The organism is Sphingomonas rosea, from assembly GCF_039538065.1.
Lineage (GTDB): Bacteria > Pseudomonadota > Alphaproteobacteria > Sphingomonadales > Sphingomonadaceae > Sphingomicrobium > Sphingomicrobium rosea.
Genome location: NZ_BAABBR010000001.1, coordinates 2,172,758 through 2,195,800, shown reverse-complemented (window position 1 = coordinate 2,195,800; position 23,043 = coordinate 2,172,758). Strand labels below are relative to the sequence as shown.

21 protein-coding genes and 1 tRNA gene are annotated in these 23,043 nt (G+C 69.9%); 6 read left to right on the top strand and 16 right to left on the bottom strand.

The genetic code is table 11. The features are described from left to right. Positions 1-2 precede the first annotated feature (2 nt). Positions 3-3,185, bottom strand: a complete 3,183-nt coding sequence (locus ABD693_RS10825; RefSeq protein ID WP_344697076.1) for an intermembrane phospholipid transport protein YdbH family protein — start codon at positions 3,183-3,185, stop codon at positions 3-5. A 135-nt stretch (positions 3,186-3,320) separates the two neighbouring features. On the opposite strand from ABD693_RS10825, the gene radC reads away from it, so the two are divergent. Genes radC through purB form a run of 4 tightly spaced genes read left to right on the top strand, consistent with a single transcriptional unit; the run spans position 3,321 to position 8,897 of the window. Further along, on the top strand, positions 3,321-4,001 hold the full coding sequence (gene radC / locus ABD693_RS10820) for a RadC family protein (protein WP_344697075.1): 681 nt from the start codon (positions 3,321-3,323) through the stop codon (positions 3,999-4,001). A 42-nt stretch (positions 4,002-4,043) separates the two neighbouring features. After that, complete coding sequence (locus tag ABD693_RS10815) at positions 4,044-5,897, top strand: ABC-F family ATP-binding cassette domain-containing protein (protein ID WP_344697074.1); 1,854 nt, start codon at positions 4,044-4,046, stop codon at positions 5,895-5,897. Positions 5,898-5,927: 30 nt separating this feature from the next. Further along, complete coding sequence (locus ABD693_RS10810; protein ID WP_344697073.1) at positions 5,928-7,538, top strand: Na+/H+ antiporter; 1,611 nt, start codon at positions 5,928-5,930, stop codon at positions 7,536-7,538. Between the two features lie 39 nt (positions 7,539-7,577). Next, positions 7,578-8,897: an adenylosuccinate lyase gene (purB, locus tag ABD693_RS10805; RefSeq protein WP_344697072.1), complete on the top strand. Its 1,320-nt coding sequence runs from the start codon at positions 7,578-7,580 to the stop codon at positions 8,895-8,897. A gap of 19 nt (positions 8,898-8,916) precedes the next feature. On the opposite strand, the gene ABD693_RS10800 is transcribed toward purB, so the two are convergent. The 8 genes from ABD693_RS10800 to fabD all read right to left on the bottom strand — a co-directional run bounded on the left by ABD693_RS10800 (position 8,917) and on the right by fabD (position 16,681). Next, positions 8,917-9,324: a hypothetical protein gene (locus ABD693_RS10800; protein ID WP_344697071.1), complete on the bottom strand. Its 408-nt coding sequence runs from the start codon at positions 9,322-9,324 to the stop codon at positions 8,917-8,919. A gap of 64 nt (positions 9,325-9,388) precedes the next feature. Continuing rightward, complete coding sequence (locus tag ABD693_RS10795; protein WP_344697070.1) at positions 9,389-9,670, bottom strand: DUF1294 domain-containing protein; 282 nt, start codon at positions 9,668-9,670, stop codon at positions 9,389-9,391. Positions 9,671-9,681: 11 nt separating this feature from the next. After that, the gene (locus ABD693_RS10790) at positions 9,682-10,545 is read right to left on the bottom strand and encodes an alpha/beta hydrolase (protein WP_344697069.1); all 864 of its coding nucleotides are present in this window, start codon (positions 10,543-10,545) and stop codon (positions 9,682-9,684) included. A gap of 46 nt (positions 10,546-10,591) precedes the next feature. Beyond that, a complete protein-coding gene (locus ABD693_RS10785) occupies positions 10,592-11,650 on the bottom strand; it encodes a serine hydrolase domain-containing protein (RefSeq protein ID WP_344697068.1) in 1,059 nt (352 codons plus the stop codon). A 34-nt stretch (positions 11,651-11,684) separates the two neighbouring features. After that, positions 11,685-12,800, bottom strand: coding sequence for a molecular chaperone DnaJ (gene dnaJ, locus ABD693_RS10780; protein WP_344697067.1), 1,116 nt, complete (start codon positions 12,798-12,800; stop codon positions 11,685-11,687). 111 nt (positions 12,801-12,911) lie between these two features. Beyond that, on the bottom strand, positions 12,912-14,843 hold the full coding sequence (gene dnaK / locus ABD693_RS10775; protein ID WP_344697066.1) for a molecular chaperone DnaK: 1,932 nt from the start codon (positions 14,841-14,843) through the stop codon (positions 12,912-12,914). Between the two features lie 174 nt (positions 14,844-15,017). Continuing rightward, a complete protein-coding gene (gene fabG, locus ABD693_RS10770; protein ID WP_344697621.1) occupies positions 15,018-15,758 on the bottom strand; it encodes a 3-oxoacyl-[acyl-carrier-protein] reductase in 741 nt (246 codons plus the stop codon). Further along, positions 15,758-16,681 (bottom strand): ACP S-malonyltransferase, encoded by a 924-nt coding sequence (gene fabD / locus ABD693_RS10765; RefSeq protein WP_344697065.1) that lies wholly within the window; start codon positions 16,679-16,681, stop codon positions 15,758-15,760. The genes fabG and fabD overlap by 1 nt, the downstream gene beginning before the upstream one ends. An 82-nt stretch (positions 16,682-16,763) precedes the next feature. On the opposite strand from fabD, the gene ABD693_RS10760 reads away from it, so the two are divergent. Further along, positions 16,764-18,068, top strand: a complete 1,305-nt coding sequence (locus ABD693_RS10760; RefSeq protein WP_344697064.1) for an APC family permease — start codon at positions 16,764-16,766, stop codon at positions 18,066-18,068. On the opposite strand, the gene folE is transcribed toward ABD693_RS10760, so the two are convergent. From folE to ABD693_RS10725, 7 genes are all read right to left on the bottom strand, one after another. Then, a complete protein-coding gene (gene folE / locus ABD693_RS10755) occupies positions 18,065-18,679 on the bottom strand; it encodes a GTP cyclohydrolase I FolE (RefSeq protein ID WP_344697063.1) in 615 nt (204 codons plus the stop codon). The genes ABD693_RS10760 and folE overlap by 4 nt on opposite strands. Continuing rightward, a complete protein-coding gene (locus ABD693_RS10750) occupies positions 18,672-19,958 on the bottom strand; it encodes an FAD/NAD(P)-binding protein (protein ID WP_344697062.1) in 1,287 nt (428 codons plus the stop codon). The genes folE and ABD693_RS10750 overlap by 8 nt, the downstream gene beginning before the upstream one ends. Continuing rightward, entirely contained in the window at positions 19,948-20,193 is a 246-nt protein-coding gene (locus tag ABD693_RS10745; RefSeq protein WP_344697061.1) for a DUF6356 family protein, read from the bottom strand. The genes ABD693_RS10750 and ABD693_RS10745 overlap by 11 nt, the downstream gene beginning before the upstream one ends. Before the next feature lie 36 nt (positions 20,194-20,229). After that, a tRNA-Arg gene (locus ABD693_RS10740) sits at positions 20,230-20,306 on the bottom strand. Positions 20,307-20,341: 35 nt separating this feature from the next. Next, positions 20,342-21,172 (bottom strand): carbon-nitrogen hydrolase family protein, encoded by an 831-nt coding sequence (locus tag ABD693_RS10735; RefSeq protein ID WP_344697060.1) that lies wholly within the window; start codon positions 21,170-21,172, stop codon positions 20,342-20,344. After that, positions 21,169-21,423, bottom strand: a complete 255-nt coding sequence (grxC, locus tag ABD693_RS10730; RefSeq protein WP_344697059.1) for a glutaredoxin 3 — start codon at positions 21,421-21,423, stop codon at positions 21,169-21,171. Before grxC ends, ABD693_RS10735 begins: the two co-directional genes overlap by 4 nt. Before the next feature lie 68 nt (positions 21,424-21,491). Further along, complete coding sequence (locus tag ABD693_RS10725) at positions 21,492-22,223, bottom strand: ComF family protein (RefSeq protein WP_344697058.1); 732 nt, start codon at positions 22,221-22,223, stop codon at positions 21,492-21,494. 41 nt (positions 22,224-22,264) lie between these two features. On the opposite strand from ABD693_RS10725, the gene ABD693_RS10720 reads away from it, so the two are divergent. Further along, on the top strand, positions 22,265-23,014 hold the full coding sequence (locus ABD693_RS10720) for a hypothetical protein (RefSeq protein WP_344697057.1): 750 nt from the start codon (positions 22,265-22,267) through the stop codon (positions 23,012-23,014). The last annotated feature ends 29 nt before the right edge of the window (positions 23,015-23,043 follow it).

Here is a 23,043-nt window from a genome sequence, read left to right as displayed (position 1 = left end):
TCTTACCTCGCTGGGGTGATCTGTTCGACGACGGGCGTCTGGGTTTGCGTGCTGTCTTCCTCGCGGCGCCGGACCTCGGTGACGATGCCGGGGCGGCCCTCGAGCGGACGGTCGAGCGTGCTGTCGATCAGCGTGCGCGGATCGCGCATCGACTTGGCGGTGGCGATCAAGGCGCGGAATGGGCCCTTGATCGAGACGTTGAACTTCAGCGGGATCTTGCCGACGAAGCGGCTGATCAGCTTCTGCGTCCCGTTGGTCCCGGCGAGCCCGACCCCGTCAATCACCAGGGTCGTGCCGAATTCGCCCGCGAGGTCGCCGTCGAGGCGGATGATCATCGAACGGAAGCGCAGGTCCCTCAGCGCATGGAAGGCGAGGTTGCCCGCGGTGCCGAGGTTCGCCTTGTTGACCACGCCGGTATAGGCGAGCCGCCCGCCCGGCGCCCGGCTGTCGAGCCGCCCGCCGACGATCCGCCCGCCATTCTCGTCGAAGATCATCGGCAGCACGCCGTCGAAGCGGCCCTCGGCGCTGATCTCGTTGAAGCCGAAGCTCTTCACGAACATGTTGGCGTCGAGGTCGTGGACCTCGAAGGTCAGCCGCTTGGCGCTCGGGCGGCCGAGATTGAGGACGGTCTCGCGAAGCACCAGCTCGCCGCCCATGAAGGGCCAGCGCCCGGCCTGGATCCGGACCAGCTGGCCCGGGAGCAATTGATAGGTGATGACCCCGTTCTCGACCAGGATGCCGGGGTTGATCGTGGCGACGTTGAGCGTCTGGCCGGGCGCGGTGGTGAGGCCGAGGAGATCGGTGAAGCGGATCGTGCCGTTGAGCCCCGTCACCGGGCCGAAGGCGGCCGCGAGGTCCATGCCGCTGGTCGAGAATTCGCCGGTCGAGGTGACCTCGCCGGTGCCGTTCCACGCGATCCGCCCCTGCCCCGTGACCGTGCCGTTGACGAGGGCGACGACACCTTCGGTCAGGCGCGTGATCATCTCGGGCTGAAGGCCGTTCTGGGTGAAGACGAGGCCCGGCACGTCGAGGTTGGCGGAGCCGTTGCCGCTGCCGAGATCGTGGCGGATGTCGACCTTGGTGACGAGCGCGCCGGTGCCGGGATGGCGCAGCGCCCCGCTCGCGCGGATGTCGTTGCCGGCGAGGCTGAACTGCATGTCGGTCGAGCGCAGCGGATAGAAGCGCGGCGGCTCGGCCCCGATGTCGTTGGCGGTGGCCGCGCCGTTCACGCTGAGCCGGTTCCGGTAATAGAGCCAACGGCCGTCGATGTCGGTCAGCTTGATCGGCACGCGGCCGATGGTGGCGTCGGCATTCTGGAAGCGACCGCTGATCCCGCTGCCCTGGAAGGTGCCCTGGAGCGCCCGCGCGTTGAGCAGGATCGGCGCCTCGGGATTGCCGAGGCGGGCGCGCACGCCAAGGAGGTCGAACCCGCGCGAGCCGGTCATCGCCGCGCGGTCGACCAGCAGGCCGAACGGCGATTTGCCGAGCCGCCCGTTGAGCGCGACGTTGCGGCTGTAGGCGCGGACCGCGACATCCCCGTCGGGCTGGCGGAAGACGATCGCCTGCCCCGTCGCGCAGACCGGGATCTGCGTCCGGCCGAGCTGCAGCGCGCCAAGCGTCAGCGATGTCGCCGACAGCGGTACGCAGCCGCGGCCGAAGGCAAGCGCGCCGCCCGGCCCCACAGTGCCGTTGACCGGGATCCGGAGCCCCGTCACCCGCCCGCCCGAAATGGGGCCGTCGAGCAGCGCCACCGTGTCGATCCGGGTCGCGCCATTGGCCAGCGCATTGAACTGGACCGGGGCGAGCGCCAGGCGGGCGCCGCCGGCGGCATAAGGCTGCATCACCAGGCGCCCGCTCATCGGCCCGCCGCCGCGCGGCATCCGGAGCGCGAGGTCGGCGTTCGGAAGGCCGCCGCCCGCAGTCCGGATCCGACCGTCGATCCGAAGCTTGTTGGTCGGCCAGTAATACGTAATCCCATCGCCGCCACCGACCGCGATCCGCGCGCCCGATGCGCTGCGGACGTTGGCCGATTCGACCCGCACCGCGCCGCCGCCGGCGAAATTGACCAGCCGGAGCGAGCCTTGCGCGTTCATGGCCCGGGTCGCGCGCTGTGCGGCCTGGCGGATCGCTTCGGTGATGGGTTCGAGCGGCGTGTCGTTGGCGCCGGCGAGCGCGCCGGTGATTCCGCTCGTCAGATTGTCAGCGAGGTCGACCCCCTCGGCCGCGTAATCGGCAACGAGGGTGAGATGGCCCTTGTTGGCGTTGAGCAGATAGCTGCCGTCGAGCCTGGTCCGGTCGGCGGTGAGCTGCGCCATGCTCGCCCCCGCCGCAGCGAGACGAATCTTGCCCAGCGCCCGCGTCGGGGTGCCGCCGAAGGTCAGCTCGGCATTGAAACGGTCGAGCCGGTTGACCCCGGCCCGGAGCGCCGCCGCGCTCATCCTTCCCTTGCCGACGAAGCGGTCGAAGCCTTCGGAGAACTGGCTGTCGATGTCGAAGCGCGGGCTTGCGATGGCGATGTTGCTGGTCGGACAGACGAAGCTCGCGGCGCTGAGCGGCCCGCTCACCTGGGGTCGCCTCGCCGCGACCGACACGCCGAGCGCCGCGCGCATCCCCGTCAGCGTGCAGCGACCGGCGTCGAGGCCCGGAGAGGCAGCCGCGAGCCGACCCCTGAACCCGCCGGTGAGGTTGCCCGCGCCCTCGATCGCCACCCCGATCGGCCCCATCGGGGTCGCGACCGCGATCGAGGTGTCGGCAAGGTCGACGCTGATGTCGGGGAGCGAGAACGGCTTCCCCGAGGGCGGCGGAAGTAGCTTGTCGACTTGCCCCCAGCTCACCCGGCGGCCGATCACCTTGCCCTTCAGCCGGACCCCGCGCGCGACGACCCGGTAGAATTCGACCTGCCCGTTCCACTTGATCCGCATCTGGATCTGCGCGAGCCGGGCGGTGAGGTCGGGATCCTTGGGATCGCCGATGACGAGGTTCGACACCTGCTGGGTGCGAAGCCCGATCCGGTCGAGCTTGAAGCTGGCCTGGACCCCGCGCCGGCTGAGCTCGCGCTCGAGGATGTTCGAGGCGATCGGGCGGCGCTGGCTCCACAGGACAATGGCCGCGACGACCAGCACGACGAGCAGCGTGATGATCGCAAGGCCGAGCAGGCGCGCGACCGAACGGCGCCGTCGAACCACAATGGCCTCGGAGTCGCTGGAACCTGCACTGGCGATCGTTTCGTCGGCCACTAACCCGTTCTAACCATTCGTCCCGCGCACCGTTCCGCAACCGACATGTTGCGCTTCGCGTGGGCACGGCATAGCCTCTCATTCATGGGCGACAAGCCGAATGGCGCCGATGGGCATCGCGCGCGCCTTCGGCATCGGCTGCTGGAGGGCGGCGGCGACGCATTGCTCGACCACGAACTGGTCGAATATCTGCTCGCCCTCGCCATCCCCCGCCGCGACACCAAGCCGCTCGCCAAGCAGTTGATCGCGCAGTTCGGCGGGCTCGGGCCTCTCCTAGAAGCGCCCGCCGAAGTGCTTCGCCGCGAGGGTCTCAGCGATGGAGTCATCGGCGCGCTCGCCATCGCCCGTGCGACCGCCCTGCGCCTCCTCGAAACGCGGATGGAAGGCCGACCCCTGCTCTCGAGCTGGGACGCGCTCGGCGACTATCTGCAAGCCGCGATGAGCCACTCGACCATCGAGGAAGTGCGGGTGCTCTTCCTCAACGCGAAAAACGTGCTGATCGCCAACGAGGCGATGTGGCGCGGCTCGGTCGACGAGGCTTCAGTCCATGTCCGCGAGGTCATCGCCCGTGCGATCGCGCTTGGCGCCACCGCGATCATCCTCGTCCACAATCACCCCAGCGGCGACCCCACCCCTTCCAAGCAGGACATCCGCCTGACCCGCGACATCGTCGAGGCCGGGCGCCACATGAAGATCACCGTCCACGACCATGTCATCGTCGGCGCCCAGGGGCGTTCGAGCCTTCGGGCGATGGGGCTGATGTAGCCTGCCTCGCTTTCGCCGCGCTTCGCGTGTAAGCGCGCGGCCATGCTGACCATCAACGGAATCACGGTGCGCCTTGGCGGGCGGACGATCCTCGACCGCGCCACCGCGACGATTCGCCCGAAGAGCCGCGTCGGGCTGATCGGCCGCAACGGCGCGGGCAAGTCGACGCTGATGAAGGTGATGATCGGCCAGCTCGAAGCCGACGAGGGCGAGATCGAGATGCCCAAGCGCACCCGCCTCGGCTATATCGCGCAGGAAGCCCCGAGCGGCGACGCGACCCCGTTCGAGACCGTGCTCGCCGCGGACACCGAGCGCGCCGAGCTGATGATCGCGGCCGAGGATTATAGCGACATGGACCGCCTCGGCGACGTCCACGAGCGGCTCCTCGCGATCGACGCCTATGGCGCGCCCTCGCGGGCCTCGAAGATTCTGCTCGGCCTCGGCTTCGACGAGGAGATGCAGGCCCGCCCGCTCGACAGCTATTCGGGCGGCTGGAAGATGCGCGTCGCGCTCGCCGCGTTGCTCTTCTCCGAGCCCGACATCCTGCTCCTCGACGAGCCGTCGAACCACCTCGACCTCGAAGCGACGCTGTGGCTCGAGAATTTCCTCAAGGATTATGCCGGCACGCTGGTCGTCATCAGCCACGAGCGCGACCTCCTCAACAACGTGGTCGATACCATCCTCCACGTCGAGGGCGGGCGGCTGGCGCAATATGCCGGCGGCTATGACGATTTCGAGCGCCAGCGGGCCGAGCGCGCGGCGCAGCTGGCCGCGGCCAAGGCCAGCCAGGACGCGCAGCGCGCCCGCCTGCAGGACTATATCGCCCGCAACTCGGCCCGCGCCTCGACCGCCAAGCAGGCCCAGAGCCGCGCCAAGATGCTGGCCAAGATGCAGCCGATCGCGGCGATGGCCGACGATCCTTCGCTCAGCTTCGCCTTCCCGTCGCCGACCGAACTCAAGCCCCCGCTGATCACGCTCGAGATGGCGGCGGTCGGCTACGGCGACACGCCCATCCTGCGGAAGCTCAACCTGCGCATCGATCCCGACGACCGGATCGCGCTGCTCGGTCGCAACGGCAACGGCAAGACCACGCTCGCCCGCCTGATCGCCGCGCAGCTGGCGCCGATGGAAGGGTCGATGGCCGCCACCGGCAAGATGCGGGTCGGCTATTTCACCCAGTATCAGGTGGAGGAACTGCACGGCGACGACACGCCGCTCCAGCACATGAGCCGCGCGATGGAAGGCCACAGCCCCGCCGCGGTCCGTGCGCAGCTCGGGCGATTCGGCTTCTCGGGCGACAAGGCGACCACCGTCACCTCCAAGCTTTCGGGCGGCGAGCGCGCGCGGCTGGCGCTGGCGCTCATCACCCGCGAGGCGCCGCATCTCCTCATCCTCGACGAGCCGACCAACCACCTCGACGTCGATGCCCGCGAGGCGCTGGTCCAGGCGCTGAACGACTATGACGGCGCGGTGATCCTGATCAGCCACGACCGCCACATGGTCGAGCTGACCGCCGACCGGCTGGTGCTGGTCGATGACGGCCGCGCGGTCGATTATGCCGGCAGCATCGAGGATTACATCGACTTCGTCCTTGGCCGGAACCAGCCCAAGGCCGAAGCCAAGCCCAAGGCCGCGAAGGGCGCCAAGGCCCGCGAGGACGCCAAGGCGCTGCGCAAGGCGGCGAGCGAGGCCGAGCAGGAGAGCCTGAGGCTCGCCGAGCAGCGCTCCGCCCTCGACCGCGCGATGTTCGACCCCAAGGCCGCCGAGCCTGCGCTCGCCAGGCTGTCGATGGGCGAATTGTCGCAGCGCCGGGCCAAGGTCGCGGCCGCGCTCGAAGCCGCCGAAGCGCGCTGGCTCGAGCTCAGCGAGCAGCTCGAACAGCAGCAGGCGGCCTAGGCCGATTCGCTTTGTCGCGGCGGCGGTGACATGACTGCCACGATGGATGGGGTCGCGACGTTCGAAACGGTGCTGTTGCTGCTCGCGGCGGTGGTCGCGTTGCACGCGCTCGCGCTGAAGCTTCGGCTTCCGCCCTCCGCCGCATTGCTGGTCGGCGGCGGCGGCCTCGCCTTCATTCCGGGGATCCCGCAGGTCAGCTTCGACCCCGAACTGGCCCTCGTCCTGTTCCTGCCCCCGCTCCTCTTCGAGGGCGCCTATTACACCGCCTTCGGGCGCTTTCGCCGGCACCTTCCCGGGATCATCGGCCTCGCGGTCGGTGCGGTGGTCTTCACCACGGTGATCGTCGCCGAAGTCGCACACATGCTGCTGCCCGAGCTTCCCTGGGCGGCCTGTTTCGCCCTAGGCGCGATCGTCTCGCCGCCCGACGCCGTCTCGGCCCGCGCCGTCCTCCAGCACGTCACCCTGCCCCGCAGATTGCAGGCCCTGCTCGAAGGCGAGAGCCTGCTCAACGACGCGACTGGCCTCACCCTGTTCCGCTTCGCCGTCGCGGCGGCGGTGAGCGGAACCTTCTCGGGGGGCGCCGCGGTCGGCAGCTTCGCCATGCTCGCGTTCGGCGGCGCGGCGGTCGGCTGGGTCGTCGGCCGCCTCGGTGTGTTCGCGGTCAAGCTGCTGCGCGACCAGACGCTGATCGTCACCACCACCCTGCTGCTCGCCTGGACCGCCTATCTCGCCGGCGAGGCGCTGCACGTCTCGGGCGTCATCGCGACCGTTGCGGCGGGCCTCGTCTTCGGCTGGCACCAGCATGTGGTCATGCCCGCCCGGGTGCGGATCCAGGGCTCGGCGGTGTGGCGAACCGCCGTCTTTGCCCTCGAAGCCCTCGTCTTCATCCTGATCGGCTTCCAGCTCCGCGCGATCGTCGACCGGGCCGGCGGGCTGCAGGAAGTGGTCTCGACGATGAGCGGACCGGTGCTGTGCGTCCTCGCCGCCATCCTTGTCGCCCGCTTCCTGTGGGTGTTCGGGAGCGAGGGCGTGCTGACGGCGCTGCGCAAGCTCGGTCTCAAGGTGGCCCGCCCGCTCGGGCCCGCCCAGGCGACCGTCATGGCCTGGACCGGCATGCGGGGGGTCGTCACCCTCGCCGCCGCGCTGACCCTCCCGGCGGCTTTCCCGGGCCGAGACTTCCTGCAGATCACTGCCTTTGCCGCGATCCTCGTCACCGTGATTCTCCAGGGCGGGACGCTGGGGCTGCTGATCCGGCTGGTGAAGCCGCGTGACACCGACCCCCCGCCCCAGGTCAGCCTGCCCGAAGCCGAGGCCGCCGTCGCCCACGCCAAGCTCGCCGCCGCCGAGGCCCGCGCCTATGACGCCGACGGCCAGCTCATCCATCCCCAGCTCCTCGATCAGCTCCGCGGCCGGGCCCGCGCCACCGACCGCTATGCCGCCGAGCCCGACGGCTTCATGGACGGCATCCAGTCGCACTTCGAGGTGCTGCTCGCCGCCATCGCAGCGGGCCGCGCCGAGCTCATCCGCCTGCACCGCGAGGGCCGGATCGAGGACGAGGTGCTCCACGACCTCGAGCGCGACCTCGACCTCGAGGAAGTCGGGATCCTGTTCCAGCGCGGAGCGCAGGTCGACCTCCGCTAGAATTGCGCTCGGGCGGCGCCCCTGCTAGCCGCCCGCGCCATGGTCCCCCGCTATTCCCGCCCCGCCATGACCGCCATCTGGGCGGCCGAAAACCGCTTCAAGATCTGGTGGGACATCGAAGTCTTTGCCGCCGAGGCGATGGGCGAGATCGGCATGATCCCCGCCGACGACGCCCAAAAGATCCTCGCCGCGCGCGAGGCGATCGAGCCGGTCGACGTGCCCGCGATCGACGCGATCGAGGCGGTCACCAAGCATGACGTCATCGCCTTCCTGACCTGGGCCGGCGAAAAGCTCGGGCCCGAGCGGCGCTGGCTCCATCAGGGCATGACCAGCAGCGACGTCCTCGACACCGCGCTGAACGTCCAGCTCGCCCAGGCCGCCGACATCCTGCTCGCCGACCTCGACGAACTGCTCGCCGTGCTCGAGCGCCGCGCCTTCGAGCACAAGCTCACCCCGACGATCGGCCGGAGCCACGGCATCCACGCCGAGCCGGTCACCTTCGGCCTCAAGCTCGCGCAGGCGCATGCCGAGTTCGCGCGCAACCGGAAGCGGCTCGCGGCGGCCCGCGAAGAGATCGCGACCTGCGCCATCTCGGGGGCGGTCGGGACCTTCGCCAACATCGACCCCCGGGTCGAGGAGCATGTGGCCAAGCGCCTCGGCCTCACCCCCGAACCGACCTCGACCCAGGTCATCCCGCGCGACCGCCACGCGATGTTCTTCGCGACGCTGGGCGTCATCGCGAGCAGCATCGAGCGGCTGGCGACCGAAGTGCGCCACCTCCAGCGGACCGAGGTCCTGGAGGCGGAGGAATATTTCTCGCCCGGCCAGAAGGGTTCGAGCGCGATGCCGCACAAGCGCAATCCCGTGCTGACCGAGAACCTCACCGGCCTCGCCCGGCTGGTCCGCTCGGCGGTCGTGCCCGCGCTGGAGAATGTCGCGCTGTGGCACGAGCGGGACATCAGCCATTCGAGCGTCGAGCGCTTCATCGGCCCCGACGCGACCATCACCCTCGACTTCGCGCTGGCGCGGCTGACGGGCGTCATGGACAAGCTGCTCGTCTATCCGGAGCGGATGCAGAAGAACCTCGACCGGATGGGCGGGCTGGTCCACTCGCAGCGGGTGCTGCTGGCGCTGACGCAGGCCGGGCTTTCCCGCGAGGACGCCTATGCCAAGGTCCAGCGCAACGCGATGAAGGTATGGGAGAGCGATGGCGCGCTGTCGCTCCTCGACCTCCTCAAGGCCGATCCCGAGGTGACCGCGGTGCTGAGCCCGGTAAAGCTCGAGGAGAGCTTCGACCTCGGCTATCACTTCCGGCAGGTCGACACGATCTTCCAGCGGGTGTTCGGCCGCTCGGCCTGAGCGCGAAAGCCGTTTTGCTTCAACGGAACGGCATTCGCAGAACCTGTTCCTGGCTGTTCACGAGGATCTGCGTCCGGTCCTGGCGCCATCGCTCCACCACGACCCGGTCCTCGCTCGACTGACACCGCGCCGTCGAAATCACAAAGCCTGACGACCGCATGGCACTAGAGAAGCGCTGCTCGATTGCTACCCGGTTCTCTCGGCTGACGACGACATCGGAAATTAGCCATCCCCGCCCGTCTGTCCGAACGAAGCAGAACCAGTTGCGATTGGTGTCGGTCATCTGCGGCACTTGGCTGACCACCTTCTCGCGCGGGCAATAAGCCGGGAGAGCCGCGCCCATCATGACGTTGGTCGATCGGCATGCGCGGAACTGCTCGTCCGTGAGCGGCTGCGCGGCCTGCGCCAGGAACATCAGGACCAGCATATTTCCGCCCTCTTCGCCCGTCGAAGCTGTGCATCTTGCTAGGCACGGGTCTGCGACGCAAGGGTCAGGCGAAGGCCGCCGCCAGCCCGATCGCTAGGCCCGCTTGCACCAGCGCGATCAGCCGTAGCCGCGTGGAAAACGGCTCTTTCCGCGTCTTGTGGCGGAAGAGGTGGCGGGCGAGGAAGGCGGCGGGGGTGCCGCCGAGGAGGGCGAGGCCGAGGAGGTCGCGCTCGGGGATCCGGCGCTCGCCCGAACGCGCGCGCTGCTTGTCGCTCCAGAACCGCCACAGCGTCCATAGGTTGACGCCCGCGAGCCATGCCGCGGCGAGGGGAAGCGCGTTCGTCATCGCCGCCGTGCCTAGCGGCCGAGCACCCGGTGGAGGAAGGCCGCGCTGTCGGCCAGCGCCGGGGTGGTGCCGCGGAACGGGCGCGAGAGCGACTTGGCGAGATCGACGTGGCTCTTGCCCGGATAGACCTTGAGTTCGACCGGCACGCCCGCGGCGGCAAGCCTGGCGGCGAGCGCGCGGCTGTTGCGCGGGTTGACGATGTCGTCGGCGCTGCCGGTCGCCAGCAGCATCGGCGGGGCGGCGCGGGTGACGAAATTGATCGGCTGGGTCTCGGCCGGGCGCGGCCAGGCGCCGAGCGCATCGCGGCCGCGCGCTTCCGTGAAGGGATAGAAGTCGTAGGGGCCCGAAAGCAGAGCGGCGGCCTTGATCGTGCCCGAAGGCACGCCGGCGTCGCGCAAGTAGTGGGGATCGAGCGCCAGCATCGCGCCATTGTAGGCGCCCGCGCTATGGCCCGCGATCGCGATCCGGTCCGGGTCGCCGCCGTAGCGCGCGATGTTCTCGCGGGTCCATTTCACCGCCTGCGCGCCGTCCTCGAGGAAGGCGGGAAAGCGGACGGAGGGGACGAGGCGATAGTCGGGGACGACGGTGACGAACCCCTGCCCCGCATAGCCCGAACCGGCGAAGGCATAGCCGCCGCGCGATCCCGCGACCCAGCCGCCGCCGTAGAGGAAGATGACGACGGGCTTCTTCGCCGCCGAGGCGCGCGGGGCCCAGACGTCGAGCTTGAGACCTTGAGCGGGCGCGAAGGTGATGCCCTCGGCCACGCGGCGCGCCCCATTGTCGCCCGGGACGAGCCGGTTGACCGAACTCAGGAGGTTGGGCGGGGCGCAGGCGGCGAGCGCGAGGGTGGCGAGCGCGAGGACGGTCTTCTTCATGGGCATAGTAACGTGGGCAGGGCGCCCGCGGATGCATGTGCGCTTGTCAGGCGAGCGGAAGAAGCTGCTCGACCAAGGCGGTGAGCGTGTCCTGGTTCATGTCGCTGTTGTTGAGGACGAGGACGGCGCGGTCCTCGCCGACGACATGCGCCAGATGCGTGCGATAGGCCTGCACCTTGCCCGTTTCCCACGCGACGCGGTGGCCGGCGATGGTGCGGACCCGCCCGCCGAGCGCGTAGTTCTCGGACGGGACGCGGACCCGGAGGAGGTCGGCGCGCGTCGCCGGGCGGAGCAGGCGGCCGGTCTCGAACACGCCGTGCGCGGCGCGGACGAGGTCGGCAGCGCTCGCGTGGATGTTGCCGCTCGCCCCGCCGAACGGGGGCACGCGGACGATCTTGGGATGGCCGTCGCTGCCATAAGCCGAGGCAAGGCCGGGGATCTCGCCGTCGCGGGTGTCGACGAAACCGGCGCGGGCAAGACCGAGCGGGCGGAACACCTCGTCCCGCAGCACCTGCTCGAAGGGCTTGCCCGTGACCCGCTCGAGCGCGGCGTGGACCAGCACCCAGTTGAAGAAGGCATAGTCGAACTTCGCGCCGGGCTGGAAGGCGAGTGGGCCGTCGCCGAAGCGCGCGACCATCGCCGCCGATCCTTCGCGCGAGGTGCGGAGCGCGGGTTCCTTGCCGATCGCCTGCGTGACCCGGTCGGGAATGCCGCTGTCGTTGGCGAGGATGTGCTCGAGCGGCACCGCGGCATAAGCGGCCCCGAGCGTCGGGAGATAGCTGCCGATCGGCGCGGCGAGGCGCATCTGCCCGCGCTCGACGAGGCGCAGGACCGCGAGTGCGGTGAACCACTTCGACACCGAGCCGATGCGGAAGGTGGTCGCGGGCGTGACGGCGAGGCGACGCTCGCGGTCCGCGAGGCCGAACAGGCGCTGGTGCGTGATCCGGCCCCGGCGGGCGAGGCTGACCGAACCGCTGAACCCATGCTCGCGCGCGAAGGCGTCGATCAGCGGGTCGGCGGGCGACGGGCGCGCGGCGCGGGCGGTGCCGGCAAGCAACGTTGCGGCAGTGACGCCGCCAAGGAAAAGACGGCGATCGATCGACATGAACTGGCCCCGCTACGCTACTTGAAGGCGAGGCCTAGCCCAGCGCGTCCTTGATGCGCGAGAAGAAACTCTTGGTGGCGGGGCATTCCTCGCCGGTTTCGGTCTCGCGGAACTGGGCGAGGAGTTCCTTCTGCTTGGCCGAAAGCCTGGTCGGGGTCTCGACCAGCACGCGAGTGACCATGTCGCCGCGTCCGCGGCCGTTCAGGACCGCCATGCCGCGCCCACGCAGGCGCAGCGTCTCGCCGGACTGGATGCCGGCGGGGATCTTCACCTCGATCGCCTCGCCGTCGATGCCGGGGACGGTGATCGTGCCGCCTAGGGCAGCGGTGGTGAAGCTGACCGGACATTCGGCGACGAGGGTGGTGCCCTCGCGCTCGTAGATGGCGTGGCGCTTGAGGTGCACGAACAGGTAGAGGTCGCCCGCCGGGGCGCCGCGGACACCCGCCTCGCCCTCGCCGGTGACGCGGATGCGGGTGCCCTCGTCGACGCCCGCCGGGACCTGGATCGTCAGCTTCCGGCGCTTGAGGCTGCGGCCCTCGCCCTGGCAGACCGGGCACGGGTCGGCGATGGTGACGCCGTGGCCGTAGCAGGTCGGGCAGGCGCGCTCGACGACGAAGAAGCCCTGCTGCGCGCGGACCTTGCCGGCGCCGCCACAGGTCGGGCAGCGTTCGGGGACCGAGGTGCCGCGCGCGCCGTCGCCCTCGCAAGGCTCGCACGGCGCCATCGTCTCGATGTCGATGGTGGCGGACTTGCCGAGGAAGCTTTCCTCGAGCGTCAGTTCGAGGTCGTAGCGCAGGTCCGCGCCGCGCGCCGCGCTCTGCCGAGCGCCGCCGCGGTCCATGAATTCGCCGAAGATCGACGAGAAGATGTCGGAGAAGTCGGCCCCCGCCGCGCCGCCACCGGCATTGCCGAAGCCGCCGTTCTGGAAGGCGGCATGGCCGAAGCGGTCATAGGCGGCGCGCTTCTGCGGGTCCTTGAGGCAGTCATAGGCCTCGTTCAACTGCTTGAACTTGGCTTCCTGCTCGGCGCAGCCGCCGTGGCGGTCGGGATGGCATTCCATCGCGAGGCGGCGGAACGCGGCCTTGATGGTGCGCTCATCGGCCCCGCGCTGGACGCCGAGGAGCTCGTAATAATCGGTGTGAACGGTCATGGACGCTTCCCAACAACCGTCGTCCCGGCGCTGGCCGGGACCTCAGCGAACGAGCGCTTGGCCCACTCCCTCAAGGTCCCGACCATCGCCGGGACGACGCCGGTCATCTAGTTACGCCTTCTTTTCGTCGTCGACTTCGGAGAATTCCGCGTCGACCACTTCCTCGTCATTCTGTTGCGGCTGGGCCTCAGCCTCGGCGCTGCCGCCGGCCTGCTGGCCCTGGCCCTGCTGCGCCTCGTAGATCGCCTGGCCGAGCTTCATCGCGACCTGCGCGAGGGCGTTCGACTTGGCGGTCATGGCGTCGGGATCATTGCCCTCGATCGCGGTCTTGGTTTCCGCGAGCGCGGTCTCGATCTCGCTCTTCACGTCGGCCGAGACCTTGTCGCCATGCTCGGCGAGCTGCTTCTCGGTCGAGTGGACGAGGCTTTCGGCCTGGTTCTTGGCCTCGGCCGAAGCGCGGCGCTTCTTGTCTTCCTCGGCGAACTGCTCGGCCTGCTTGACCATGTTCTCGATGTCCGAGTCCGACAGGCCGCCCGAGGCCTGGATGCGGATCTGCTGCTCCTTGCCGGTGCCCTTGTCCTTGGCCGAGACGTTGACGATGCCGTTGGCGTCGATGTCGAAGGTGACCTCGACCTGCGGCACGCCGCGCGGCGCCGGCGGAATGCCGACGAGATCGAATTGGCCGAGCATCTTGTTGTCGGCCGCCATCTCGCGCTCACCCTGGAAGACCCGGATGGTGACGGCGTTCTGGTTGTCGTCGGCGGTCGAGAAGACCTGGCTCTTCTTGGTCGGAATGGTCGTGTTGCGGTCGATCATCCGGGTGAAGACGCCGCCAAGCGTCTCGATGCCCAGCGACAGCGGGGTCACGTCGAGGAGCAGGACGTCCTTGACGTCGCCCTGGAGCACGCCGGCCTGGATCGCGGCGCCGATGGCGACGACCTCGTCCGGGTTGACGCCGGTGTGCGGCTCCTTGCCGAAGAATTCCTTCACGACCTCACGCACGCGCGGCATGCGGGTCATGCCGCCGACGAGCACGACCTCGTCGATCTGCTTGGCCTCGAGGCCGGCGTCCTTGAGCGCCTTGCGGCACGGCTCGAGGGTGCGGTTGATGAGGTCCTCGACCAGCTTCTCGAGGTCCGAGCGGCTGATGGTCTCGACGAGGTGCAACGGGGTGGTCGCCCCGCCTTCCATGCGCGCGGTGATGAAGGGCTGGTTGATCTCGGTGGTCTGGGCCGAGGACAGCTCGATCTTCGCCTTTTCGGCGGCTTCCTTGAGGCGCTGGAGGGCGAGACGGTCCTTGCGGAGGTCGATGCCTTCCTTGGCCTGGAACTTGGACGCGAGATGCTCGACGATCTTGGCGTCGAAGTCCTCGCCGCCGAGGAAGGTGTCGCCGTTGGTCGACTTCACCTCGAACACGCCGTCGCCGATCTCGAGGACCGAGACGTCGAAGGTGCCGCCGCCAAGGTCATAGACCGCGATGGTCTTGCCGTCGTTCTTGTCGAGGCCATAGGCGAGCGCGGCCGCGGTCGGCTCGTTGATGATGCGCAGCACTTCGAGGCCCGCGATCTGGCCGGCGTCCTTGGTCGCCTGGCGCTGCGCGTCGTTGAAGTAGGCCGGAACGGTGATCACGGCCTGCGTGACGGTTTCGCCGAGATAGGCTTCGGCCGCTTCCTTCATCTTCTGGAGGATGAAGGCCGAGACCTGCGACGGGCTGTAGTCCTGGCCGCCGGCATTGACCCAGGCGTCGCCATTCTGGCCCTTGACGATCTTGTAGGGGACGAGCTCGGTGTCCTTCTTGGTCACCGGGTCGTCGAAGCGGCGGCCGATCAGGCGCTTCACCGCGAAGATGGTGTTGTCGGGATTGGTGACCGCCTGGCGCTTGGCCGGCTGGCCGATCAGGCGCTCGCCATCCTTGGTGAAGGCCACCACCGACGGCGTGGTGCGTGCGCCTTCGGCGTTCTCGATGACCTTGGGCTTGCCGCCCTCCATCACCGCAACGCAGCTGTTGGTCGTGCCGAGATCGATCCCGATCACTTTCGCCATAGTTTTCTCTACCCTCTTACTGGCCCCCGGACGCCCTTCGAAAAGGCGCGTCCGTGTTGTGTTTCTGGCGGCGATATAGGGAGGGTGAAAGCGGCGACAAGGAGTCGGTGTTGCAGCGATGCAATACGGCCGTGCGAAGATGCCGGCGCCCGGGAACCATCCGGGCGCGAGCGCTCAGATCATCGCCATGCCGCCGTTGACGTGCAGGGTCTGGCCGGTGACGTAGCCGGCCTCGCGGCTGGCGAGGAAGACGATGGCCGCCGCGACATCCTCGCCGGTGCCCATCGCGCCCGACGGGATCTTGGCGAGGATGGCGGCGCGCTGCTGGTCGTTGAGCGCATCGGTCATCGCCGAGGTCATGAAGCCGGGCGCCACGCAATTGACGGTGATCCCGCGGGTCGCGAGTTCCTGCGCGACGGCCTTCGACATGCCGACCAGCCCGGCCTTCGAGGCAACGTAGTTCGCCTGGCCCGGATTGCCGGTCTGGCCGACCACGCTGGTGACCGAGACGATGCGGCCGTAGCGCGCCTTCATCATCGGCTTGGCGGCGGCACGCATCAGGCGGAAGGCGGCCTCGAGGTTGATCGAAATGACACTTTCGAACTCGTCGTCCTTCATCCGCATGAGAAGGTTGTCGCGGGTGACGCCGGCATTGTTGACGAGGATGTCGAGCTTGCCGCCCAGCGCCTCGACCGCCGAGGGGACGAGCGCGTCGACCGCGGCGCCGTCGGAGAGGTTGCAGGGAAGCGCGACATGGTCACCGCCAAGGCCGTCGCGGAAGGCATTCAGCTTGTCGGCATTCGAGCCGCTGACCGCGAGACGGGCGCCCTGCGCCGCCAGCGCCTTGGCGATCGCGCTGCCGAGGCCGCCGCTGGCGCCGGTCACGAGAGCGGTCATTCCGGTCAAATCGAACATCATGCAATCTCCTTCGCGAGCGCTTCGATATCGTCCATCGAGATGACGCTCGTCACCTTGGCGTCGGGGGCAATGCGCTTGACCATCGGGCCCAGGACCTTGCCGCCGAACTCGACGAATTCGGTCACGCCGGCCTGCGTCATCTCGAGGACGCTCTCGCGCCAGCGGACCATGCCGGTGACCTGCTCGACGAGAAGCTCGCGGATCCGGGCGGGGTCCGAGACGGGCGCGGCAATGACGTTGGCGAAGACGGGCACCGCCGGCGTCTTGATGTCGGTGCTTGCCAGCGCCTCGGCCATGACGTCGGCGGCGGGCTGCATCAGCGGGCAGTGGAAGGGCGCCGAGACGGGCAGCAGCACCGCGCGCTTGGCGCCATGGTCCTTGGCGATGGCGATGGCGCGCTCGATCGCGGTACGGTGACCCGAGATGACGACCTGGCTGGGATCATTGTCGTTGGCGATCGCGCAGACGTCGCCTTGTGCCGCCGCGTCGGCGATGGCCTGCGCCTTGTCGAGGTCGGCGCCCAAGAGCGCAGCCATCGCGCCGACGCCGACGGGCACCGCCGCCTGCATCGCCTGCCCGCGCTGCTTCAACAGCCGCGCGGTGGTGGCGAGGTCGAAGCTGCCCGCGGCGCAGAGCGCGCTATATTCGCCGAGGCTGTGGCCGGCGACGAAGTCGGCCTTGGTCACGGCAAGCCCGAGCGTGCGGAACACGGCGATGGCATGCGCCATGATCGCGGGCTGGGCGTTTTCAGTGAGGGTCAGATCGGCCTCGGGCCCCTCGCGCATCAGCTTGAAGAGGTGCTGGCCGAGCGCCTCGTCGACTTCGGCGAAGACGTCGCGCGCGGCGCCGCTCGCTTCGGCCAACTCGGCCCCCATGCCGACCGACTGGCTGCCCTGACCCGGAAAGATGAATGCGCGCATGAAACCCTCTTGAAGTGCGGCGCGCGGGTTAGGCCGGGCGGCGCCGATTGCCAAGTCGGGTCGGCAATGCGACGGGGCGGACATGAACGAGATCGCCGAGACGCTTCCGCCCCCGCCGCCCCCGCCCCCGCCCTCGCGCCGGCTGGGACCGTTGATGAGCCTCGCGATGGTGGTCGGCACCGTGATCGGCTCGGGCATCTATGTCCTCCCCGCAACGCTTGCGCCATTCGGGGCGAACATCATCCCCGCCTTCGGGATCGCGATCCTCGGCACCTGCTGCCTCGCGATCGCGCTGGCGCGGCTGGCCCGCGCACTGCCGGGCGGGCCTTACGCCTATATCGCGGCCGCGTTCGGCGACCGGGCGGCGTTCGTCACCTTGTGGAGCTATGTCGTGTCGCAATGGACCGCGGTCGCGGCGGTGGCGATTGCGGCGATGGGCGCCCTAGGCTTCGTCTTTCCCGCCATCGGCTCGGGCTGGCCGCTCGCTCTGTGCGCCTGCGGGGCGATCGCCGGCATGGTGCTGGTCAACCTGTCGGGCGCGCGTTCGGCCGGCGTGGTGCAGATCGTCGCGACGGTGATCAAGGTCGTGCCGCTGCTGCTGGTCGCGGTGCTGGTGGTGGTGCGCCTGGGCTCCGGCACGCCGCTCGAACCGCTGGCACCCGCCCCGATCACGGCGCAGGCGATCGTCTCGGCCTGCGCGCTGATGCTGTTCGCCTTCACCGGTTTCGAGGCCGCCGCGGTCACCGCCAACGTCACCGAGGATGCGGGCGACGTGGTGCCGGGCGCGACGATCCGCGGCACGGCGCTGGTGGCGCTGCTCTATCTCTGCTCGACCGTGGCGGTGCTGTGGCTGCTGCCGAGCGCGGGCGCCAGCATGTCGCAGGCACCCTTCGCCGATGCGATCGCCCCGACGCTGGGCAATATCGCGGGCGCCTTCGTCGCGATCGTGGCCGCGATCAGCGCGCTGGGCGCGGGCAATGCGATCATCCTGCTGGCGGTCGAGATCTCGCGCGCCATGGCCAATGCGGGTGACCTGCCCCCCTTCTTCGCGCGGACCAACAAGGCGGGCGTCGCCTCGGGCTCGCTGCTGGTCGCGGCGGGAGTCGCGATGCTGCTGGTGCTGGCGAGCATTTCCGACAGCTTCGTCGCGGTGTTCACCTTCGTGAGCCTCGTCTCGGCGGTGTCGGCGCTGGTGCTCTATCTCATCTGCGCCTGCGCGGCGCTCAAGCTCCGGCTCGAGAAGCCCGCACTGGCGGTGATCGCGATCCTCTACGCGATCGCGATGTTCGTCGGCGCAGGGCTCGAGGCGACCCTGTGGGGCGTGGTGCTGGCGCTGGCCGGCCTACCGCTGCGCTGGCTCAGCCGGCGGCGGAACGGCCTCGCCTAGCCCTTCCCCATCAGGGCGAGCACTTCCTTGCGGCTGCGCTCGTCCTGACGGAAGGTGCCCATCATCCGGCTGGTGGTCATGAGGACACCGGGCGTGTTGACGCCGCGCGCGGTCATGCAGGCATGGGTCGCCTCGATCACCACCGCGACGCCCTTGGGCTGAAGATGCTCCCAGATGCAGTCGGCGACCTCGGCGGTGAGGCGCTCCTGCACCTGCAGGCGGCGGGCGAAGCCGTGGAGCACGCGGGCGAGCTTGGAGATGCCGACGACGCGCGTGCCCGGCAGATAGGCGATGTGCGCCTTGCCGATGATCGGCGCCATGTGGTGCTCGCAATGCGACTGGAACGGGATGTCGCGCAGCAGCACGATCTCGTCATAGCCGCCGACTTCCTTGAAGGTGCGGTAAAGGTGCGCGGCAGGGTCCTCGGCATAGCCGCGGGCATATTCCTTCCACGCGCGGGCGACGCGCTGGGGGGTGTCGAGGAGGCCCTCGCGGGTGGGATCGTCGCCGGCCCAGCGGATGAGCGTGCGGACCGCCTCGGCGACCTCGTCGGGGACGGGCAGCTTGGGGGCGGGCGCGACGAGGTCGCCGTCGTCGGGCGTGTCAGCCATGGGGTTCGAGGTCCTTTGCGATCGAGCCGGCGACGCGCTCGGCCTGGTGGCGAATATCGGGGACGGCGACCATCTCCCAATACATGCCCTTGGTCAGGGGGCCGACGGCGAACAGGCCCGGCGCGACGCGGTCCTCGGAATCGGCCTGGAGGCCGAGCTGGAGCGGGTCGGGCGCGGCGAGGCCGTCGGCGAGGATCTGGCGCAAGAGCGGATTGGCCGAGCGGCGGACGTTGCTGTGCGGCCCGGTGCAGTTGATTGCGGCCGGGTGGGCAAGCTCGCGCGTGCCGCCGCGGCGGTTGGCGATGACGGGGCCTTGCGCCCCCTCCCCGCGCATCCGCCCGGCCATGATCGTCAGCCTGTCGTCGGCGACGAGCTGGCGGAGGCGCTCGGCGATCTCGGGCGCGATGCGGTGGCGATGCGCGTCCCACCACGGGCGGGCGTGACGCAGGAATCGGCGCTGGTCGGTGTCGGACCAGCTTTGCCACAGCGCGGCGGTGTGCGGGCGAAGGCTGTCGACCGCAGCGCGCCAGCCGACCGCGGCGCTGCGCTTCCGAAGCCAGCGCCACGCCGCCATCAGGCTTCCGAAGGGCAGTTCCTCGGCGGTGACGGGCGCGGGCTCGTAGGGGCCGTGCGCGCGGGGCATCATGCCGCGCCGGCTGACCGCGACGATCCCGCCGTCGAGGGCCAGGTCCTCGACCAGCATGACGACGTCGATCATGGTGAGGCCGGTGCCGACGAGGAGCAGGGGATCGCCCTCCTCGCCCGCACGGCGCGCCTCGGCCATGGCGGCGGCGCTCCACGGATTGAGCTGGAGGTCGAGGCCGTCCCAGCCGCCGGGGCGCGCGGGCGCTTCGTTCCCGAGCGCGAGGACGACGACTGAGGCGTGCGCCTGTCCGCCGTCGGCGAAGCGCAGGCGCCAGCCCTCGCCGTCACGCTCGATGGCCGTGACCGTTCGGGTCTCGAGCGTCACGCGCGGGTGCGCGGCGCGAATGTCCTCGAGGTAGCGGCCATAGTCGCGGCGCGGAACGAAGGTGCCGGCGTCAACCCCCGCCCAGGCGCGGAAATGGTCGGGATCGTGCGGGAAGGCGCTCATCTTGCCCGCCGGGACATTGAGCAGGTGGCGCGGGTCGGTGGTCCCGTAGGCGGTGCCGCGGCCGGGATTGGGGCCGCCATCGTAGACCGTCGTGGCGATTCCGAGCCGCGCGAGCTGAACCGCGGTCATCACGCCCGAGAAGCCGCCACCGACCACCGCCACCGGGGCGGCGGGGTCAGATTTCATAATCGGGCCAGGCGTTGGGATCGGGGGCCGCGGCGCGACGCTTGATCATGTGGTTGTGGAGCGAGGCGACGGTGCGGCCGGCAGTCTCGGTGAAGGCGCCGGGGATGACGGCATGGACCAGGCAGGCGGCGCCCGCTCCGATCATCCTGAGGCCGATCGCGACCGCGCCGATGCCGTGCCCCGCCCAGCTCATCCCGAGCGATTTGGGGTGCTCCACGAACAGCCGCTTCATCATGCCCGGACCCTCCCTCGGTCCCTTGCGCCGCAAAACTGGTGACCCCGACTGGATTCGAACCAGTGGCCTACAGATTAGGAATCTGGCGCTCTATCCTGCTGAGCTACGGGGCCGTCGGCGCAGCCCTACACGGTGGGCGCCTGCCAAATCAATCGACGAGCGTCGGCGCGGGGATCGGGCGGCGGTGGGACAGCGCGGGCACGCGGCCGCGGACCTCGGCGATGCGGGAAAGATCGAGGTCGGCGAAGGCGAGGCCCGGCGCGCCGTCCATCTGCAGCAGGAGCTCGCCCCAGGGGTCGGCGACGAGGCTGTGGCCAAAGGTCTCGCGGCCGTCCTCATGCTGGCCGGCCTGGGCGGCGGCGACCACGAACAGCCCGGCCTCGATCGCTCGGGCACGGAGCAGGACTTCCCAATGTGCCTTGCCGGTCGGAACGGTGAAGGCGGCGGGCACGGCGATGGTCTCGGCGCCCGCCTCGGCCAGCGCCGAAAAGAGCGCGGGGAAGCGGATGTCGTAGCAGATGGCGAGGCCGAGCTTGCCGACGGGTGTGCCGGCGACAACCACGGTCTGCCCGCCGCCGGTATAGCTCGCCGACTCCCGCCAGCTTTCGCCGGTCGGAAGATCGACGTCGAACAGGTGGATCTTGTCGTAGGTCGCGCGGATCGCGCCGGCGGGGTCGATCACGAAGGCGCGATTGGCGAGCTTGCCGTCAGCGCGGCGGATGGCGAGGCTGCCGAGGTGGACCCAGAGGCCCGCGCGCGCCGCTTCCTCGCGGACGGCGGCGAGGACCGGGTCCTCGTCCTGCGTCCGGAGATTGCCGGCGGCGCGCTCGCGGTCGCGGTCGAGGAGGCCGCTCATCTCGGGCGTGAAGAGCATGGCCGCGCCGCCTTCCCTCGCCGCCCGAACCGCGTCGACCAGCGCGGCGGCGTTGCGCGCCGGGTCGATCCCGGTCTGCGCCTGGAGGAGCGCGATCCGGCTCATGCGGCGAGCATGGCGTCCAGCTTGCCCGCGCGCTCGAGGGCGAACAGGTCGTCGCAGCCGCCGACATGCTGGCCGTCGATGAAGATCTGCGGGACGGTCATGCGGCCCGATCGCTGGATCATTTCCTCGCGCTTGGGGCCGCCGGCGTCGATATTGTAGATGGTCGGCTCGACCCCCTTGCCGCGCAGCAGGTCGTTGGCGCGGAAGCAGTAGGGGCAAGTCGTCTTCGAATACATTTCAATGGTGGCCACGCGGGGAAACTCCTTTGTCTGGGCCGCAAGATAGGGCTGCGGGCGCGAAGTGCCAGTGGCCGGCGTGGTCAGCGAAGCACGCGGGCGAAGGTCAGGAGCTCGACGCGCGCTGCGCCGGCCTTGCGCAGCGCCTTGGCGCAGGCCTCGGCGGTGGCGGCGGTGGTGAGCACGTCGTCGACCAAGATGATTTCGCGGCCCTTGAGCGACACACCGGGCCGGACCGCGAAGGCGCCGGCGACGGTCTTGCGCCGCTCGGCCGGGTTCATGCCCTTGAGCTTGGGCGTTGCGCGCGTCCGGCGGAGCAGGTCGACGTCGAGCGGGCGGCCGAGCGCGCGGGCGATCAGCGCGGCCTGGTTGAAGCCCCTCCCCCACAAGCGCCAGCGGTGGAGCGGGACGGGGACCAGCAAGGCATCGGGCGACAGGTCTGCGAGCGGGCGCTTCATCACCCCCGCCATGGTTCGCGCAAGCGCGATCTTGCGGCCGTATTTGAGGCGCATCGCGATGCTGCGCGGAATGTCGCCATAAGCGAGCGCCGACCGGATGCGGTCGAGCGGCCTCGGGGCGGAGCGGCAGGCGGTGCAGCAATCCTCCTCGCCCGGCAGCAGCGCAAGGCCGCAGCGGTCGCAGCCGCCCGAAAGGAAATCGAGGCTGGGCCAGCAGCCGGTGCAGAAGAGGTCCACTTCCGCCGTGATCTCGCCGCAGCCGGGGCAGCGCGGCGGAAGCGCGAAGTCGAGCAGCTGGCGGCCCGACCACCGGCCCGCCGCCCTCACCTGCCCGAACAATGCCAGACCCGCCCCCATGCCCCCTTGTCCGCCCTTCGGCGGCACACCACAAGAGGGCGATGCCCGAAGCCCTGTTCGACGACCGCGCCCGCGCGCAGCGCCGCGCCCGCGCGCTGACCCGCGAGCCCCGCCCCTTCCTCGCCGCCCGGATCGTCGAGGACTGGCGCGAGCGGCTGGCGGTGCTGGCGCGGCGACCCGCACGGGCGCTGGTGACCGGGGTTCCGCCCGCGCTCGAGGGCGAGCTTGCGGGGGTCGCCGACGCCATCGTCTTCGCGCCCTCGTTCGATGCGATCGCGGGGGTCGAGGAGGAAAGCCTCGACCTGCTGCTGGTGCTGGGCGAACTCGAGGCGCGCGACGACCTTCCGCTGCTGCTGCGGATCGCGCGGACCCGGCTCGCACCGGGCGGCCACCTCCTCGGCACGGTGGGGGGCGGACAGAGCCTGCCGGCGCTGCGCGAATCGCTCCATGCGGCGGACAGCGACAGCGGCGCCTTTGCCGCGCGGACCCATCCACGAATCGAGGCCGGGGCGTTCGCGCATCTCCTCGCGGCGGCGGGCTTCGCCGACCCGATCTGCGACATCGACCGGGTGCGGCTGCGCTATCGCTCGTTCGAGCGGCTGATCGGCGACCTTCGCGATCATGGCGCGACCAACGTGCTCAGCGCCCGCCCGCGGCGCGGCCTGAGCCGCCGACAATTAGGCAAGGCGCGCGACGCCTTCGCCGCGCTGGCGCGGGACGGGGCGACCGAGGAAATGGTGGAATTGATCCATTACTCGGCCTGGGCGGCCACGGAAAACATTCGTCCTTAACGGCTTTGCAAGCCTTTCGCGGGTACGAG